The sequence below is a fragment of the Psychrobacter sp. FME6 genome (assembly GCF_014861365.1).
In the GTDB taxonomy this organism is placed as follows: domain Bacteria; phylum Pseudomonadota; class Gammaproteobacteria; order Pseudomonadales; family Moraxellaceae; genus Psychrobacter.
Genome location: NZ_RRYW01000025.1, coordinates 1 through 12,608 on the forward strand (window position 1 = coordinate 1; position 12,608 = coordinate 12,608).

At 43.2% G+C, this 12,608-nt stretch carries 11 protein-coding genes; 5 read left to right on the forward strand and 6 right to left on the reverse strand.

Annotation, left to right across the window (positions count from 1 at the left end; genetic code table 11):
* Positions 1 to 340 precede the first annotated feature (340 nt).
* On the reverse strand, positions 341 to 703 hold the full coding sequence (locus tag EI162_RS05340; protein WP_192523389.1) for a septal ring lytic transglycosylase RlpA family protein: 363 nt from the start codon (positions 701 to 703) through the stop codon (positions 341 to 343).
* A gap of 528 nt (positions 704 to 1,231) precedes the next feature.
* Here EI162_RS05340 and EI162_RS05345 point away from each other — a divergent pair.
* A complete protein-coding gene (locus tag EI162_RS05345; RefSeq protein ID WP_192523390.1) occupies positions 1,232 to 2,248 on the forward strand; it encodes a DnaJ C-terminal domain-containing protein in 1,017 nt (338 codons plus the stop codon).
* Between the two features lie 86 nt (positions 2,249 to 2,334).
* Complete coding sequence (locus EI162_RS05350) at positions 2,335 to 2,658, forward strand: chaperone modulator CbpM (protein ID WP_192523391.1); 324 nt, start codon at positions 2,335 to 2,337, stop codon at positions 2,656 to 2,658.
* A gap of 96 nt (positions 2,659 to 2,754) precedes the next feature.
* Here the strand turns inward: EI162_RS05350 and sstT are convergent, their stop codons facing one another.
* The 3 genes from sstT to EI162_RS05365 form a co-directional block, all read right to left on the reverse strand.
* Positions 2,755 to 3,957 carry a serine/threonine transporter SstT gene (gene sstT / locus EI162_RS05355; RefSeq protein ID WP_192523392.1) on the reverse strand — a complete coding sequence of 401 codons (1,203 nt, stop codon included), beginning with the start codon at positions 3,955 to 3,957 and terminating at the stop codon, positions 2,755 to 2,757.
* A gap of 195 nt (positions 3,958 to 4,152) precedes the next feature.
* A complete protein-coding gene (locus EI162_RS05360; RefSeq protein WP_192523393.1) occupies positions 4,153 to 4,638 on the reverse strand; it encodes a DNA polymerase III subunit chi in 486 nt (161 codons plus the stop codon).
* 49 nt (positions 4,639 to 4,687) lie between these two features.
* Complete coding sequence (locus EI162_RS05365) at positions 4,688 to 6,340, reverse strand: leucyl aminopeptidase (RefSeq protein ID WP_192523394.1); 1,653 nt, start codon at positions 6,338 to 6,340, stop codon at positions 4,688 to 4,690.
* Between the two features lie 764 nt (positions 6,341 to 7,104).
* On the opposite strand from EI162_RS05365, the gene EI162_RS05370 reads away from it, so the two are divergent.
* Together EI162_RS05370 and lptG are read left to right on the forward strand one after the other, a co-directional pair.
* A complete protein-coding gene (locus tag EI162_RS05370; RefSeq protein WP_192523395.1) occupies positions 7,105 to 8,409 on the forward strand; it encodes an LPS export ABC transporter permease LptF in 1,305 nt (434 codons plus the stop codon).
* Positions 8,409 to 9,617 carry an LPS export ABC transporter permease LptG gene (gene lptG / locus EI162_RS05375; protein WP_192523396.1) on the forward strand — a complete coding sequence of 403 codons (1,209 nt, stop codon included), beginning with the start codon at positions 8,409 to 8,411 and terminating at the stop codon, positions 9,615 to 9,617. The genes EI162_RS05370 and lptG overlap by 1 nt, the downstream gene beginning before the upstream one ends.
* Before the next feature lie 93 nt (positions 9,618 to 9,710).
* On the opposite strand, the gene EI162_RS05380 is transcribed toward lptG, so the two are convergent.
* Positions 9,711 to 10,319 (reverse strand): class I SAM-dependent methyltransferase, encoded by a 609-nt coding sequence (locus EI162_RS05380; RefSeq protein WP_192523397.1) that lies wholly within the window; start codon positions 10,317 to 10,319, stop codon positions 9,711 to 9,713.
* Positions 10,320 to 10,812: 493 nt separating this feature from the next.
* Between EI162_RS05380 and EI162_RS05385 the strand changes: the two genes are divergently transcribed.
* Positions 10,813 to 11,256 carry a hypothetical protein gene (locus EI162_RS05385; RefSeq protein ID WP_192523398.1) on the forward strand — a complete coding sequence of 148 codons (444 nt, stop codon included), beginning with the start codon at positions 10,813 to 10,815 and terminating at the stop codon, positions 11,254 to 11,256.
* A gap of 391 nt (positions 11,257 to 11,647) precedes the next feature.
* Here EI162_RS05385 and xerD read toward each other — a convergent pair whose 3' ends face one another.
* Positions 11,648 to 12,586 carry a site-specific tyrosine recombinase XerD gene (gene xerD / locus EI162_RS05390; RefSeq protein WP_192523399.1) on the reverse strand — a complete coding sequence of 313 codons (939 nt, stop codon included), beginning with the start codon at positions 12,584 to 12,586 and terminating at the stop codon, positions 11,648 to 11,650.
* Positions 12,587 to 12,608 lie beyond the last annotated feature (22 nt).

The following is a 12,608-nucleotide window of genomic DNA, read 5'->3' on the forward strand; positions in this document are numbered from 1 at the left end:
GCTTATTCTCCTGTTAGTGGATTATAAGCAGTTACACAGAGTTTGGGAAACTCCCATAAATTTTTCTGGCGTGCTGCATACGCAGAGGCTGCGCAAAATTCATCCCAATAGCACTGTAGTTATTCTAAGTTTTTTTGAATCTATTAAACAGTCTTTAGCTTGAAAAATAGACATAAAAAAGGGAGAGCGTTGGCTCTCCCTTTTTTATTACATTGGTTTTTATTGTATTGGTTCTTATACCATTCACAAAAATTAGCGTAGCAAGGAAAACGAGTGCAAGTGCTACACATTGTAGACTAAACGAATATGACACAGCTAATCGTACTTTTTGGGTTTGGTATTATTCCCTACGGTATTTACCATCACCATAAGAGAGTATTTCCATCGTGGTCGTACACAGTTGACAGTTTATTTGACCTGCAGCGGCTTTCGATAAATCAAGGATACGGCCTCGAATAAAAGGCCCTCTATCGGTAATTTTTACGATTACGCTCTGCTTAGTCTTCTGGTTAGTCACTTGTACCTTCGTCCCAAACGGCAGCGTTTTATGTGCAGCAGTCAGGGAATTCATATTGAAGATACTACCACTAGCGGTACGTTTACCGTGAAACTTATTACCATAATAACTGGTGTTTCCAGCAAAAGCCGTGGTCGTAATTAGTAGTGATAAGGTGATAACTAAAGACTTGATTAAATAGGACATTCAATACCTTTGAGCAATTTATAAAATAGACAGATACGCTTGCCTACGCTATCCATACTCCCTATGAGTACAAATAATAAAGGCATCTTACAAGAAATAGCTTGTTATATCCTTTCTGTTATGTAAAAGAACTGATAAGGTCAAACGACTGTTTTTAAAGACAAAAATGTATCTGTTAATGCTGAGTAATCACATAATAATTATTCAGAACCTGCCTAATACATAAGTTTAAGCGGATGCAAGTATGGTTACAACCGCTACTGTTACAGTGTGGCAGCACTCCTGTTAATATTTATATAACGCGGTGTAATCTTTTTATTGTTATCATTGTTAGTAATTTATGACGAAATAGTTAGTCAAAGCAGCGTAAAATTTATACCAACCGTCAGTGATGTATCGATACTATTGTTCACTGACTATATGGCTGTTCACTGACTATATGTCGTAGCCGAATAAAATTTTAGATTCTATGCTTTAAAATGGGCATACCAATATTGTTAACATGCTTTTATTTTGGAGAAAAATAACATGGCAGAAAAAAACTACTATGACATTTTAGGAGTCAAAAAAGACGCCTCAGACGCCGATATTAAAAAAAGATACCGTAAGCTGGTGCGCCAATATCATCCTGATGTCAGTGACGATCCAGACGCTGACAATAAAATCGCTGAAATTAATAACGCTTACGAAACCATCAGAGATAAGGACAAGCGCGCTGAATACGACGCCATGCTAAACAATCCGTTTGCAGGTCAAGGCGGCACTGGCGGTTTTGGTGGACAAGCAGGTGCTGGGCAAGGCGGTTTTCGTTGGGAAGATATCAAAGATCAGTTTGGTGACGGTGAAGCCTATGGCGATGGTGGCTTTCGCTTCGATGATATTTTTTCGGCATTTGGACGCGGCGCGCGCGGTTCAGCCAATGGGCAGGCAGGCGGTCGCTCTCAAAATAGCGGCTTTGATCAGTTTGGCGGCGGCTTTGGCGCGAACAGTAAAGGTCAAGATCAACATGCAGAAATCACCGTCGATTTGGCATCGGTTTATAGCGGTGATGACTACAGTATCAAGTTAAACGTTCCGGTACGTCAGCCTAACGGCAATGTTGATTACGAGAATAAGACCCTTAAAATTAAGATTCCGAAAGGCATTACCGATGGCAAACAAATTCGTCTCACTGGACAAGGTGCGGCTGGTAGCGGTGGTGGTAAAAATGGCGATTTGTTTTTGAAAGTTAAAATTCGTCATACGGCCAATATTCGTATCGAAGGTGCTGATGTCTATCAAACCGTCAATATAACGCCATGGGAAGCAGCGTTGGGTGAGAAAATCAACGTCAGTACACCAGCGGGCACATTGGGTGTGACCATTCCTAAAAACAGCAAATCTGGCAGCAACTTACGCTTAAAAGGTAAGGGTATCCCCGCCAAGCAAGCGGGTGATTTATACCTATCCTTGAATATCGTCAATCCTAATATCGATAGCGAAGCCGCTACCCAAGCTTATGAGCAGTTAAAACAAGCCTTTGCTGATACTAAGGTTGCACGTTAAATGATGACCGTAGTACCCGACATTTAACAACGTAATAGAGATGCAGACGATAACGATAAAATAAAGAGAAAACGAGGATAATCGCTATGAAACACTCGCCTGAATTTACCGATATTATCATGAGCTTAGATGAACTAGTATCCGCCTGTGGTCAAGAGCGCCAATGGATTATCGAGCTAATTGAAGAAAATATCATTGAATATGATGTGCCTGAGCGCGAACAGTTCACTGGTTATCAGCTCACGATCGTGCGCCGTGCCACACGCCTTAGCCGCGACTTTGAAGCCAGCGTGCCAGCGATTGGTTTGATACTTGAGTTGCTGGATGAAGTCGAACAGTTACGCCAGCTAAAACGTCAAATAGATAGTCAGACGCCCGTCATCGAAGTAGAGATAGAAAATCTAAAGTAGTTAATTGGCCGTACTCAAGCGCATAAAAAAAGGGTCTCTGAAATGAGACCCTTTATTGTTTACAACACTTTGTTTATAGCACTTTTTTATAAAGGACTAACGCGCATACTTTGGATCAGCCGCTGCGGTAAATAACACGTCCGTTGATGAGTTCAAGGCGGTTTCTGCCGAGTCTTGTATTACCCCGATGATAAAGCCAATCGCAACCACCTGCATGGCAATGTCGTTTGGAATACTAAATAGGCTGGCGGCCAGTGGAATCAATAATAATGAACCACCCGCGACACCAGAAGCACCGCAAGCACTAATGGTGGCGACCAGACTCAATAGCAGCGCTGATGCAAAGGTTACCTCGATACCGAGCGTATGCGCCGCCGCGAGGGTTAAGACGTTAATGGTAATCGCCGCCCCTGCCATATTAATGGTTGCACCCAGTGGAATGGTCACCGAGTAAGTATCTTCGTGTAACCCTAATTTACGCGCAAGGTTCATATTGACTGGAATATTAGCTGCCGAACTACGGGTAAAGAATGCCGTGATTCCTGACTCACGTAGGCAAGTAAAGACCAGCGGATATGGGTTTTTGCCCGTCTTAACAAGGACGATAAGAGGGTTGGCAACCAGAGCAATAAACAGCATACAACCGACCAATATCAACAAAATACGCGCATAACCGGCTAAAGAAGCAAAGCCGGTCTCAGCGACTGTATTGGCAACCAAGCCCAAGATACCGAAAGGCGCTAGTGCAATGACCCATTTGACCACTTGTGAGATGGCTTCTGCGAAATCACCGACGACGGTACGAGCAGTGTCGCTGGCTTGACGTAGGGCAAAACCGATAATGATTGCCCATGCTAAAATACCAATATAGTTGGCCTCAGCGATAGCACTCACCGGGTTTGCCACTAGATTCATCAGTAGGTTGGTTAATACTTCTCTGAGATTGGCGGGTGGTACTTGTTCAATATTGGCATTAACCAATACCAAATCCGTTGGGAATAAAAAGCTTGCCCCAACCGCGGTCAGAGCCGCCAAAAAAGTGCCGAACATATACATGATGAGCACGGGTTTGACATAAACTTCATTGCCACTGCGGTGTTGGCTAATGGCTGCCATGACCAAGATAAACACTAATATCGGAGCAACGGCTTTTAGCGCGCCGACAAATAGCGTTCCTAGTAACCCTAACGCAATACCGACACTTGGTGCTAGCCAGCCAATTAAAACGCCCAATACCAAACCAATAATAATGAGCGGTACCAGCCCTATACGCTGATACATCGCAATCAATGAACGCATCTATACACCTTCGAGTTAGTTGATAAATAAGAAATACATAAAGCAAATGAAAAATTAATCGAAAGATGGTAGCATTTTTTTTAATTAAGCGCATGCCTTTAAGCCACACCTAGCTGGGCTTATAGCGCCAAAATAAGAGTAGCATTAAGGAAGTTAAAGAGTTTTTAAGTGCGAGAAGTGGTGGGGTTTTATTGATTAAACTTTAAAATGGCTCAGCTCGTAGCCCAATTGCTGATAGGCTTTATATTTGTGACGACCTTCTTGCACGCTAGTGGCGTCAGGCTTTATCAGCTCAAGTACCCGAGTAGGTTGAGCGTTATTGGTTGTCGCCATAAAAGCATTCACTGGATGTATCGTAGTATTAAGGACGATTCCTTTAAAATTGGCGGGCATATAGGTGCTAAGCAATACGGGTGCTAACGCCTCGTTATTGACCATATCAACAACATCAGTATCAGCGCCCTCTATATCAGAACCCAAAAGGCGTTGATGCGGTATAAAGCTTGCCGCCTCTTGTGCCCATAGCGCCTCATCAAGCGTCGATAACAATTCATCATTACTATCGGTAAGAATCAGTAAAGACTGACTACTTTTATTGAGCGCCGTTTGGGTCAGCTGACAAATAAAGCCCAAGAAATCTTGGGCTTTATTCTCACTTAAAATATAAAAGCTAATGTTCATAAACTGATTTTCATTAATTAGTTTTCATAAATTGGTTTTCATTAACTCATTATGCCATGCCAGCGCTGTTTTTTAGATATTGCATAAATAGCGGTACAGGACGACCAGTGGCGGCTTTGTCTTTGCCTGAATTCCATGCCGTACCAGCGATGTCTAAATGTGCCCATGCTTGACCTTCTTCGACGAAACGCGACAAGAAACAGGCAGCAGTGACAGCGCCAGCACCTTTACCACCGATGTTTTGCATATCCGCGATAGGCGAGTCGAGCTGTGCTTGATACTCGTCATCTATTGGCATGTGCCAGATGAGGTCACCCGATAAGTTACTGGCATTTTCTAAATTAAACAACACATCTTCGTCATTACTAAAGACCGCTGAACGTACGTGACCTAGAGCAACCACACAAGCACCAGTCAAGGTGGCGACATCGATGATGGCTTTTGGTTGATAGCGTTGTACATAGCATAAAGTATCTGCCAATACCAAACGGCCTTCGGCGTCGGTATTTAGAATCTCGACCGATTTGCCGTTCATGGCTTTGACGATATCACCTGGACGGGTGGCATCACCTGATGGCATGTTCTCAGCACAAGCTAGGGCACCAACGACGTTGATTGGCAGACGTGCTTCACACAAGGCTTTAATCGTACCCAGTACCGAAGCTGACCCGCCCATGTCGAACTTCATTTCATCCATGGCCGCACCAGGCTTGATAGAAATACCGCCTGAATCAAAGGTCACGCCTTTACCGACTAATACGATAGGAGCATCGTCGTTTGTCGATTGAGAGTTGCCTTTTTTATCAGACTTTTTATCAGAAGCTTTACTTGGTAGCTTCTCTGCCAGTGCTTTTAGTCCACCCGTTACTTTTGCGCTGTTGCTTGTGGCTTTGCCAGAGTCAGCATTGGCGCTGAAATTAGATTTACCGCGATATTCCATCAGCACGAGCTTACCTTCTTTGGTAGAGCCTTGTGCAACGGCTAAAAAGCATTCCATGCCCAGTGCTGACATCTCATCTTCACCCAATACCGTAACTTTTAATAAATCAGGATAAGTTTTGGCAAGCTCTTGTGCTTGTTCTGCCATGTAAGCGGGGAAGCAAATATTCCCCGGCTCATTGGCCACATTGCGTGTTAGGCTTTGACCAGCGAAAACTGCCTGGGTAAATTCTAATGAAGCTTGCAACGATTTGTCGGCGAGTAAATAGATATCCGTCAATACAGGGGTTTGTTGCTCAGATTTATACTTATCAAAACGATAGCTTGCCGCCAATAAGTTAAGCGCAAACTGACCAAACTGGTTTTCTTCTAAGGCATCGCCTAAAGCGACAGTAATAGAGTCAACACGTTTTTGCGTGCTTTGATAAACTGTATTGGCGATTTTTTGCAATACGCTATGGCTCAGTTTATCAAGGCTACCAACGCCGACCAATAATAATTGGACTGGGTTTTCTTTGGTGGTTTTCTTATCACCGGCTAATGCATAATCAGCCACAGTCTCACAGGCTTTACCATTAAAGTGTGATACTTCAATCAATTGCTCAATGCGCGTTTGATAGTCGCTCAGCTCTAACTCAGCCAAGATGTTTTTTTGATCGTCGACTAAAACGACCAGACAGGCCGCGTCTTTACTTTTGGCTTCTTTTTTAAGTATTTTTTGTGTATGAGTCTTTGGAAGATTTTGGGTTAATTTAATATTCATATAATGATCCTTATTAGAGTTATAAAAATGGCAGATATTATTAATTTAGTTGTACTTTTTAAAATACTATTTTTTAAATGACTGGGTTTTTAAATGGTTTGGCTTATTGAGCCAGCACAATAGTGTAGCATATTGCGAGGCCAGTGCGCAAGGCTTAGGTAATATGTTCAAATTACTTGGCTATGCTAATTCAGGCTGATGTTGCTGAGTTATCAGTTTAGCAACTAATATGGGAGACACAGGGCCACTGATACGAAGGGCAAACAAAGCTTTCTAAAGTACATAAAGTAAAAGTGTAGTCAGCAAGATGAGCGCAATGTTTTCAAACACATTTCACAGCCATTTTAGAGCAAAATATGCTAGGATTAGCGGTTATCTTTATCGCTGATATTTATAGGGTATAGCTAATAAATGACGCAGGAACTTTTACGTTTATGTACGTTGGTGGTCATTGTTCTTACGGCTGTTTAAGTATAGCCCGTCCTAAATAAAATAAGTGCAAATATTATCACGTGCTACTGGCATAAGTTTTCCTTGCTTGTAGTGCCTGCGCAGACAGAGGCGCCGCAAAACTTATGCCACACGGCCTCTGTTTTATAGTGAATAAACTATATTTGTATGAATAGCCCGATGTCTTTATTACCCAGTTATTACCATTGAATTGTCGTCATTAGCTCTGTCTTTAGTCTGACAATCAAGCGGTGATGAACCCTGCGACTACCAACCTTTTTTTAAGAGTGCCTATTGTGATATTACGCCGCTACATGACCCAACAAGTTGCCTCAACGACCGCATTGGTTTTGGGGTTTTTAGTGGTGATGATGCTGGGCGGCCGTTTGATACGTTATTTTGGTATTGCAGCGGAAGGCAATCTAGATATCAGCTTATTATTTACCATCATTGGTTATAATTTGCCGTACTTTTTAGAATTGATTTTGCCATTGGCTTTTTTTATTGCCTTGATGTTGGTGTTTGGGCGCCTGTATGTCGATCAAGAAATGGCAGTCATCAACGCCAGCGGTATATCGCGTGGCAAGCTTGCCCGTTTGATGACGCCACTGATATTAGCGCTGTTTGTCGGAGAGGCGGCTTTATCCATCGTTGGGAAACCGTGGGGTGTACGTTCATCCGAAAGTATTTGGCAGCAGCAAGCATTGACCAGCGCCTTTGATTTAATTCGTCCCAATCAGTTTATCAGTAGTGGCAACTATCATTTGTATGTGGGTAGCTTGAGTGATGATAAAAAACAACTACAAGATGTGATACTTATTCAATCTGAGCCAAACAAAAAAGGTAGCACCTCTAAAGATAACGCCGCTAAAAATGATGGTGTCGATGTAAAAAACAACATCGATCCACAAACTGCTGAGCAATTAAATATCCCAGAGCTACCAAAAGCGCTAATAGATACGAATATTAGTAAAGACACCATTACGCTGGCCAATCGTGCTCAGCAAGTAGAGACGGGCAGTAGCGGCGTGACCCAGTTGGATTTATTTCAAGGGCGACGTTATGAAGTCGGTGCAGGTAGCCTGAAGTACAATCAAGTGGGCTTTGATCGTTACCGGATTACTTTGACCGAACCATCCAAAGAAGTCATTACGGAAACCAATATCGAAACGCAAGCGATTGGTCCGTTATGGCAAGCAGCAACAGGCAATGCGCCGTTAAATAGTGAAAATACGCTACGAGCCACACAAGCCGAATTGGGCTATCGTTTGGCACTACCGTGGCTGATGATTATCGCGCCTATGCTGGCAGTGCCACTGGCGCAAGTACGCCCGCGTCAAGGTCGCTGGTTGCGGCTATTTCCTTCTATCTTATTATTTGTCAGCTGTGCGCTAGGCATTATTTCACTCAAAAATGCCGTGAGTAAGGGCAGTGTGAGCGTTTGGGCCTATGCGTGGTTGGTGTTAGGGTTTATGGCCTTGGCACTTTATATGAATTGGGGCAGCCGCGTGCAGCATCGATTGCGTTTTCGCAAACCAGAGCATGAACCTTTAGCGGTGGCTAATAATCAAAACAATACTGACAATCAAAGCAATGGCTCACAAGGAGGGCAATCTTAATGCGTTCCTTATTTGCCAAGTCCCCAAAGCCGATACAGCTGGCCGCAAAACCTACCAACCTAAAAGTGCTTAGTCGCTATGTGAAACTCAATGCTTTATTAGCGATTATTGCTGCAGTCATTGGTTTATGGGCACTGCAACTTATTTTCTCTTATTTATCAGAGCTGGACTCACTAGATGATAGCTATACGATGGGTGAGGCGATTAAGTATATCTTTTATCGTTCACCGTATTTTTTAGAGCAATTTATCCCAACGGGCGCGCTCCTTGGGGCAGTGGTTGGTTTGGGCCTGCTCGCCAATAACAGCGAGTTGGTCGTGATGCGCGCCGCTGGAGTTAGCGTCTATCGTATCGTCGGCTGGGTATTGCAGCCAGCTTTAATTTTTGTCCTGTTGGCATTGATGGTTAATCAGTTTGTGTTGCCGCATTCCAATCAATTGGCAAAAGAGATTAACGATGAGGATAACAGCTCGTTGGTGACATCGGTACGCGGTTATTGGACCGTGCAGCCACGCTTTGTAGAGTCAAACGATGGCAGTACAAAACCAGATGGCAGCGATATCTTATATATCGATTATGCCGATGTTCAAGGCAATATCGGTCAGGTAAAGCGTTGGCACTTAGATAACAAGGGTAGCTTGCAAACTGCCGTTCATGCTGAGGGCGGCCAATATATCGGGCGCGAGCCTATTAATACTGCCAGTAGCAAACTGAGCGAACAATATCGTTACGAATGGCAGCTGAATAATATGACCGAGCTTACTATCAATCAAGGTTTTGAAAGTAGCCAAGCCATCTCACCGTCAGATACCTTAAGTCTGCCCTTTGCCCCTGAGTCAGTGTATTTGCTCACTCGTGAGGCGGATGATTTATCATTGACCCAGTTGTATGAGCATCGTCAGTTTATGCGCCAACAAAGTACCCGTTCTTTAGGTCATGAGCTGGCATTTTGGCAAAAGCTGTTATCGCCATTGTCTATCTTATCACTGGTGATTGTTGCTTGTTCATTCGTCTTTGGCTCGCTGCGTACGCATAGCTTGGGTTTACGTATCGTAGTGGCCTTATTATTTGGCTTGTTGTTTAGCTACGTCCAGGATTTAGTTGGTTTTGTCTCGCTGGCAACTGGGTTTTCACCGTTATTAATGGTCATATTACCGATTATCGCCAGTGCGATATTGGGTGGCTATTTATTAAAACGACAAATGTAAAAAAGTAGCTAAGCACAAAAAAGCCCACCAAAACGATAATGTCTTAGTGGGCTTTTTTGTGCTTAGCTTTTAAAAACTTAAGGTTTCAAAAAGCTATTCTTTGGTCGCCATGGTAATGGTATAAGTCTTGCCTTGTTTGACCTTTTCGCTATTGCCAAACACTTCGGTAAACGAGCGTTTCATAAACTGACGTAAGCCATTAATCGTTACCACATAAAAACGGCCCCCTTGACGCATACGTGCATAGGCATCGAGGAAGTATAAATAGTGCTGCTCTTTACCCACTTTGGCTGGCAAGTTCGACATCACAAGACTAAAGTCTTTGTCCTTTGCTACCTGATTAAAGCCGTTGGATAAATGTACATCGACATTTTTTAGACCATTTTTTTCACAATTAAGACGCGCATATTCTACTGCCATAAAGTCTTTATCAATCAAAGTATGTCGGCCATTCGGACATTCACGCGCCGCCGTCATACCGAGCACGCCATAACCACAGCCTAAATCTATCGAGTCATCATCGGCTTGAAAGTCCACATAATCAAGTAGCATCAGGCTACCATCGTCAAGCTTTTGCGGTGAAAAAATACCCCACGTGGTGGCAAAATCAAATGGTTTGCCAAGTACATCTTCACGAAAGTTAATGTCTTCGCGCCAATGTTGCGCTTTTTCTAATAGGTCAGCAGGGGGTCTATGGCTCATGGGGTTCTCGGATAATGGATAAGTAATAGGGGGTGCATCGCCCAATCAGACAGTGTGCACATCATGACGAGTATTGTAACGAGAAAAGGGCAGGTTTGCAGCTACCGATTGCTAGAATTGTATCGTGGGGAAGAGTGGTTGTGGTCAGGAGTAGAGATTTATTTACCTTTGAGTGCTATGTTGCAGCGTATTAGAAAGATTCATTTACGCATTTATGTCTTAAAGCTATAGCATACTTATGGAAGCTATGGAATACTAAGAAAGCTAACGCACTGGTCAACTATTTATTATAGTTTGTTATAGTAACTTCCCATTATCCTGGGAAGCATACCAGCTTACTAAGCTTAAATTTATATCAAACCCAAAAATTACGATTAGCTATGTCAAACTCGTTTAGTCTACAGCTCGTAACACTTGCACTTGTTTTCCTTGCTACTCTAATTTTTGTGAATGGTATTACTAAGCTTTCATTAAAAAGAAAGGATGCTAAAAAATGAAGTCTAGAATTAAAACTAAAACAAACCCAGCACAAGAAGTGTTTATTCATATCGTACACAGCAGACGGCTAAAGCCTCTTAAGAAGCAACCTGCTGTGAAGTGTGTTGAAGCGGTAAAAACCATCGACAAAGCTTATCTTGCTGAGCTATCAGGATCTGATGAATATGTGTCTATCGCCTTTTGCTATCAAAATTATAATGAAGACACCAATCCACGTCTTAGTGCCAACGAAAGCTGTGCTGTTATTAGTGTCGAAAAAGCCAAAGAGCTATTGCATACTGAAGAGCTGGCTGAAGAGGCACTGAGCGCCGTTAGTATTATTTTGTTTAGCGCTGTATCGCAGACGTTTGGTGGTTTCCTAACAGATGGTGAAACCAGTAAGCGTTATGTGCTGTCAAAAGGCACAGAATATGCAGGCTTGTCATCATTATCACTATAAAAATGTGAATCAGCAATGAGGCCGATTGTCTTAAATATAAATAATACCAAACCCAAAAAGTACGATTAGCCGTGTCACACTCGTTTTCCTTGCTACTCTAATTTTTGTGAATGGTATAAGATGACGTTTTTAATAGTTATAAAAAAGCGGCAGTATTAATAATACTGCCGCTTTTACTTTGGTTCAGGTGTAATATAGTCAGTGAGAAGTAATATCGCTACATCACGTACTGCAGGTACCGTTTTTTCTTGCTTGCTGTGCCTACGCAGACAGAGGCTGCAAAAAAACTATACCCGCAGTATCGTAGTGTTTTTAAAGTATTTTAACTATAGATGTTTTTTATTTCCAGTGAGGTAGTTCTCGAGTGTGGTGATTCTCGCGCACTAACAACTTAACCCCTTGGATGGTGTTCTGCATGCAATTTTTGCAATCTCGCTGTCGCTACGTGGGTATAAATCTGTGTCGTCGATAAATCGCTATGGCCAAGTAATAGCTGCACACTACGTAAATCTGCGCCATGATTGAGTAGATGCGTGGCAAAAGCATGACGCAGGGTATGCGGCGACAATTCTTTATCAATACTGGCAATTTTGGCGTATTTTTTTAATAAATACCAAAAGTTTTGTCGCGTCATATAGCCGCCTTGCGCGGTCAAAAATACTGCTTGGCAATTTCCTGCTTTTAAATGTGCAATCAAATCCACACGTCCATGGGTTAGATAATCTTCCAGCGCGTCTGCTGCGTATTCACCTAAAGGCACCAATCGCGTTTTATTACCTTTACCGGTGATTTGTAGCCAGCCTGAATTGAGATTCACCTGCTCAAGCGATAGATTAATCAGCTCGCTGACACGCAGACCGCAAGCATACAACACTTCTAGCATGGCTTTATCACGTAATCCAAGCGCGGTGCTGGTATCAGGTGCAGCAAGGAGGTTATCGACATCGCCTTCGCTTAAATCCTTTGGTAATGGGCGACCAAGCTTTGGGCTTTTGATGCGCTCGCAAGGATTGTCTTCACGCAGGTTACTGGCGATCATCCATAGGTAAAACTGGCGCAAGCTTGAGAGCATACGTGCTTGGGTACGTGGGGTTTTGCCTTCGACGGTAAGCGTTGATAGGCAGTGCAGCACGTCATCAGGCTGCCAACGTGTCAGGGCGATAGGATTGGTCAGCTCGCAAGAACGCAGATCACGGACATAAGCATTGCGGGTGCGCGTTGCCAGACCACGCGAGAGCATGGCTTGACGAAACTCAGTGATATAAGTTGGCTCGTCATCAACGGCTAACGCTTTTGGTTGGCGCTGCTGTACGGCACGGTCGCGGCTCATAATATAATACTCGGTGGTTGAA

Excerpts from the sequence above, each read along its gene's own strand:
- EI162_RS05380 (WP_192523397.1), bottom strand. The coding sequence starts at position 10,319 with ATGAGCCATAGACCCCCTGCTGACCTATTAGAAAAAGCGCAACATTGG.
- EI162_RS05385 (WP_192523398.1), top strand. The coding sequence starts at position 10,813 with ATGAAGTCTAGAATTAAAACTAAAACAAACCCAGCACAAGAAGTGTTT.
- EI162_RS05360 (WP_192523393.1), bottom strand. The coding sequence starts at position 4,638 with ATGAACATTAGCTTTTATATTTTAAGTGAGAATAAAGCCCAAGATTTC.
- sstT (WP_192523392.1), bottom strand. The coding sequence starts at position 3,957 with ATGCGTTCATTGATTGCGATGTATCAGCGTATAGGGCTGGTACCGCTC.
- EI162_RS05345 (WP_192523390.1), top strand. The coding sequence starts at position 1,232 with ATGGCAGAAAAAAACTACTATGACATTTTAGGAGTCAAAAAAGACGCC.
- EI162_RS05340 (WP_192523389.1), bottom strand. The coding sequence starts at position 703 with ATGTCCTATTTAATCAAGTCTTTAGTTATCACCTTATCACTACTAATT.
- lptG (WP_192523396.1), top strand. The coding sequence starts at position 8,409 with ATGCGTTCCTTATTTGCCAAGTCCCCAAAGCCGATACAGCTGGCCGCA.
- EI162_RS05350 (WP_192523391.1), top strand. The coding sequence starts at position 2,335 with ATGAAACACTCGCCTGAATTTACCGATATTATCATGAGCTTAGATGAA.
- EI162_RS05370 (WP_192523395.1), top strand. The coding sequence starts at position 7,105 with ATGACCCAACAAGTTGCCTCAACGACCGCATTGGTTTTGGGGTTTTTA.
- EI162_RS05365 (WP_192523394.1), bottom strand. The coding sequence starts at position 6,340 with ATGAATATTAAATTAACCCAAAATCTTCCAAAGACTCATACACAAAAA.
- xerD (WP_192523399.1), bottom strand. The coding sequence starts at position 12,586 with ATGAGCCGCGACCGTGCCGTACAGCAGCGCCAACCAAAAGCGTTAGCC.